The 3,666-nt window shown below is 74.9% G+C and carries 3 protein-coding genes; all 3 read left to right on the top strand.

Going from position 1 to position 3,666, the window contains the following annotated elements:
• The first annotated feature begins 186 nt into the window (after positions 1 to 186).
• Positions 187 to 801, top strand: a complete 615-nt coding sequence (gene cobO / locus LCD31_RS28500; protein WP_224963240.1) for a cob(I)yrinic acid a,c-diamide adenosyltransferase — start codon at positions 187 to 189, stop codon at positions 799 to 801.
• On the top strand, positions 798 to 2,189 hold the full coding sequence (locus LCD31_RS28495) for a cobyrinate a,c-diamide synthase (RefSeq protein ID WP_224963244.1): 1,392 nt from the start codon (positions 798 to 800) through the stop codon (positions 2,187 to 2,189). Before cobO ends, LCD31_RS28495 begins: the two co-directional genes overlap by 4 nt.
• A 190-nt stretch (positions 2,190 to 2,379) precedes the next feature.
• On the top strand, positions 2,380 to 3,666 hold a 1,287-nt coding region (locus LCD31_RS28490), incomplete at its 3' end, for a cobalt-precorrin-4/precorrin-4 C(11)-methyltransferase (protein ID WP_224963238.1).

Below are 3,666 nucleotides of genomic sequence, written 5' to 3'. Positions count from 1 at the left end.
AGGAAACAGCTGAGAACCCGCTGCGGTGCCGGTTGCGTGCTGGGTCGGCAGCTCAGCGGCTTCGCCGCTGAGCGGATCAACTGATCAACTGATCAACTGATCAACTGATCTGTTGGTGGTTGGTGGGTGGTGAGGTCTGCGACAGCGGGGTGGGGTGGTCCTGGGGGTGGCTTAGGGTCTGGGGTCATGCCTCAGGGAAAGCCGAACGTCGTTCCGCAGGACGGTCTCACTACGCGGCAGCGTCGCAACCGTCCGCTGCTGCTCGTGCACACCGGGGAGATGAAGGGCAAGTCCACCAGCGCCTTCGGGCTCGCGCTGCGCGGCTGGAACCAGGGCTGGTCCATCGGGGTGTTCCAGTTCGTGAAGTCGGCGAAGTGGAAGGTCGGCGAGGAGAGCGCGTTCCGCGCCCTGGGCAAGCTGCACGACGAGACCGGTGAAGGCGGCCCCGTCGAATGGCACAAGATGGGCGAAGGCTGGTCCTGGGCCCGCAAGCAGGGCAGCGAAGAGGACCACGCCGCCGCCGCGCTCGAAGGCTGGCGGGAGATCGCCCGCCGCCTCGGCGAGGAACGGCACGGCATGTACGTCCTCGACGAGTTCACCTACCCGCTGCACTGGGGCTGGATCGACGTCGGCGAAGTCGTCCGGACGCTGCGCGACCGGCCCGGCCACCAGCACGTCGTGATCACCGGCCGCAACGCCCCCCAGGAGCTCGTCGACGCCGCCGACCTGGTCCTGGAGACCACGAAGGTCAAGCACCCGATGGACGCCGGGCAGAAGGGCCAGAAGGGCATCGAGTGGTGAGCCCGCGCGTCGTCATCGCCGCGCCCGGCTCGGGGCAGGGCAAGACGACGGTGGCGACCGGTCTGCTCGGCGCGCTGCGCCGCCGGTCGCTGCGGGTCGCGCCGTTCAAGGTCGGCCCCGACTACATCGACCCCGGCTACCACCACGTCGCCTCCGGGCTGCCCGGCCGGAACCTGGACCCGGTGCTGGTGGGGGAGGAGCGGATCGCGCCGCTGTTCCGGCACGGCAGCGCCGGTGCCGACCTGGCCGTCGCCGAAGGCGTGATGGGCCTGTTCGACGGCAAGATCGACGGGCCGGGTCCGGGCGACGAACCGGCCTTCGGCTCCACCGCGCACGTCGCGGGCCTGCTGCGCGCCCCGGTGGTGCTCGTCGTCGACGCGCAGGGGCAGTCGCAGAGCATCGCCGCGCTGCTGCACGGGTTCCGCAGCTTCCAGCCCGGGGTGCGGCTGGCCGGCGTGATCCTCAACCGGGTCGGTTCGCCGCGCCACGAGCAGGTGTTGCGGGACGCGGCGGACTCGGTGGGACTGCCGGTGCTCGGCGCGCTCGGCCGCACCGGCGGGCTCAGCGTCCCGTCCCGGCACCTCGGGCTGGTCACCGCCACCGAGCACGGCGGCGCCGCCACCGACGCCGTCGAAGCCATGTCGGACGCGGTCGAGTCCGGGGTGGACCTGGACGCGGTGATCGCGCTCGCCCGCAGCGCCCCCGCCCTGGACGGGCCCGCGTGGGACGCCGCCGCCGAAGTGGTGCCCGTCCCGGACCGCCCGGTGATCGCCGTGGCGGGCGGGCCCGCGTTCACCTTCGCGTACACCGAGCACGTCGAACTGCTCACCGCCGCCGGAGCCGAGGTCGCGGTGCTCGACCCGCTGCGCGACGAGGAGCTGCCCGCGGGCACCCGCGGGCTCGTGCTGCCCGGCGGGTTCCCCGAGCAGCACGCCGCGGCGCTGTCCGCGAACTCCGCGCTGCGCGCGGAGATCACCCGGTTCGCGGCCACCGGCGCCCCGATCCACGCCGAGTGCGGCGGGCTGCTGTACCTCGCCGAGGAGCTCGACGGGCATCCGCTGTGCGGGGTGATCCCGGCGCGCGCGGAGATGTCACCGCGGCTCACCCTCGGCTACCGGGACGCCGTCGCCGCCACCGACTCCGCGCTGAGCAGCGCCGGAACCCGGTTCACCGGCCACGAATTCCACCGCACCCGGCTCGAACCGGGCAGCGGCGGGCAGCCCGCCTGGTACTGGCGGGACGGCGCGGCCGTCGCGGAAGGATTCGTGCGCGGCGGGCTGCACGCCTCCTACCTGCACACCCATCCGGCCGGTGCGCCGGAGGCGGTGTCGCGGTTCGTGACCCGCTGTTCCCGGACGGTGACGGGCGGTGCGGGTACGGCCGTGTAGCCCGCCGCGATCAACAGGTACGGTCGTCACCTGTGCGGCCACGGTGGGCGACGGGGTTCCGGTGCCAGCGGACCGGTCGATCCCCCGCCCGACCTGGCCATCGAGCCGGTGCCCCCTCCCTCGGTGTGGTCCGATGTGGACGGTTCGGCGCGGCGAGCCGTACCGGTGACGCGGAAGAGGAGAGCGAACAGTGAGTGGCCGGATCTCGTTCATCGGTGCCGGACCCGGCGCCGCGGACCTCATCACGGTCCGCGCCGCGCGACGCATCGCCGAAGCCGACGTCGTGGTGTGGTCCGCCAGCGTGCTCGCCCCCGAATGCGTGCGGGAGCACGCGAGCCCCGACGCGGAGCTGCTCGACTCCTCCCAGCTCACCCACGAGCAGGCGGTCGAGGTGTACCGCCGCGCCGAGCGGGACGAGCTGCGGGTCGTGCGGCTGCACGCCGGTGACCCGGCGCTGTGGGGTTCCGTGCAGGAGCAGCACGACGCCTGCGCCAAGATGGAGCTGGACGTGGAGATCGTGCCCGGCGTCAACGGCTTCTCCGCCGCCGCCGCGGCCGTCGGCCGCGAGCTGACCACCGCGGACACCGCGCGATCCGTGCTGGTCACCCGCCTCGGCGCCGGGAACCCGGACGCCGAGCAGGTGCGCGAACTGGCGCGGCACCAGGCGACGATGGCGGTGACGCTGCCCGCCTCCCGCGCGGCCCAGCTGGTGGAGGAGCTGCGCGCCGGTGGCTGCGCCGACGAGGTGCCCGTGCTCGTCGCCTACAAGGTGAGCTGGCCGGACGAGGTGCTGCTGAGCACCACCGTCGGCGAGCTGGAGCAGGCGGTGAAGCAGCGCAAGCTGTGGAGCACCGCGCTGTTCCTCGTCGGCAAGGCGCTCGGCGCGAGCGGCCGGTCCCGCGGCTACGGCGAGTCCGGCTACCGCCGGACCGAGACATCCGGGCGTCGCCGCGGCTACCGGTCGGCGCGGCGGCACGACGCGGCCGAGCGCTCCGGCTCCGACCAGGAGGACGTCCCCGGCTCGCGTGCGGCGTTCCACGTGGGCACCGGCCCCGCCGTCGAGCGCCCGCAGCCCGAACCGGCGGCCGAGCCGGCGGCGCCCGCGCCCGACCCGGTGCCCGGGCGCGGTTCCGACGGTGCGACCGCGGTGCCGAACATCGCCTGGTGGGCGGTGCGGGAGTGGCAGGAGGCCGCTCGCGGTGCCGCCCGGGGGCAGGCGCGGCAGCGGCGCACCGAGGACCCGGCGCAGCCGGAGCTGTTCGGGGGCGGGCCGGAAGCCGAGACCGCACCGGCGGCCGCCGCGGCGCCCGAGACCACCGCGGCATCCCCGGAACCCGAGGGCACCGAGGCGCCGGTGCGCGTGGCGGAGACCGCCGCACCGGACCCGGCCACCGCGGACTCCGAAGTGGGGGGACCACCGCGGCGCCCCCGCGCGCGGCGCCCCCCCCCCCGGGGCCGGCGCGCGGGCGGCCGGGGG

Source organism: Saccharopolyspora sp. 6M (assembly GCF_020176775.1).
GTDB lineage: Bacteria > Actinomycetota > Actinomycetes > Mycobacteriales > Pseudonocardiaceae > Saccharopolyspora_C > Saccharopolyspora_C gregorii.
Note: the sequence above shows the minus strand (reverse complement) of the source record. Positions and strands in the feature narration are given on the sequence as shown.